Annotated in this window: 2 protein-coding genes; both read left to right on the top strand. The window is 39.7% G+C overall.

Going from position 1 to position 599, the window contains the following annotated elements:
- The coding region (locus tag ACFFGT_RS19115) for a phosphopantetheine-binding protein (protein WP_377024123.1) at positions 1 to 260 on the top strand (260 nt) is incomplete at its 5' end.
- A gap of 50 nt (positions 261 to 310) precedes the next feature.
- Positions 311 to 599 (top strand): hypothetical protein (locus ACFFGT_RS19110; protein WP_377024122.1); only part of this gene is annotated, 289 nt, incomplete at its 3' end.

Genomic DNA, 599 nt, shown 5'->3' with positions numbered 1-599 from the left:
GGCTGATCGGGATATGGGAAGAAGTGCTCGGCCGTAACGGGATCGGGATCCATGATAACTTTTTTGACTTAGGGGGGCATAGTTTGAAGGCGACCCGGTTGGCGGGCCATATCCATAAGGAGTTCGGGGTGAAAATATCAATCAAGGATATATTTCAAAAACCTGTTATCAGTTTGATGAGCGATATAATCAGGGCAAGTAACTGGATTAAGGTTTCGCAGGAAGATTATTCAAAAAGCAATAACGCAATCGAAATATGAGTGTAGTCGATATAATTTTAAAACTGCGGAGTCAGAATATTAACATCTATATGGAGAATGAAAAGCTAATGATTAGTTCTCTTGATAATAATAAAATAGGTGAAGAAGTTTTGTCGGAAATAAGGAAGAGTAAAACTGCTTTAATTGAATATTTATCTGGATTTAAGAACGAAACATATACAAAGATATCGAAAGTAAGGGAGAGCGAGAGCTATGTGATGTCTTCAGCGCAGCGGCGTTTGTGGGTATTGTGCCAGTTGGAAGAAGGGAATGCGGCGTATAATATGTCGGGTGTACATGTTTTTGAAGGAGTTCTTGAGGTTGGGTGTTTATCATCGG

This window comes from Mucilaginibacter angelicae (assembly GCF_042434235.1).
Taxonomy (GTDB): domain Bacteria; phylum Bacteroidota; class Bacteroidia; order Sphingobacteriales; family Sphingobacteriaceae; genus Mucilaginibacter; species Mucilaginibacter angelicae.
Note: the sequence above shows the minus strand (reverse complement) of the source record. Positions and strands in the feature narration are given on the sequence as shown.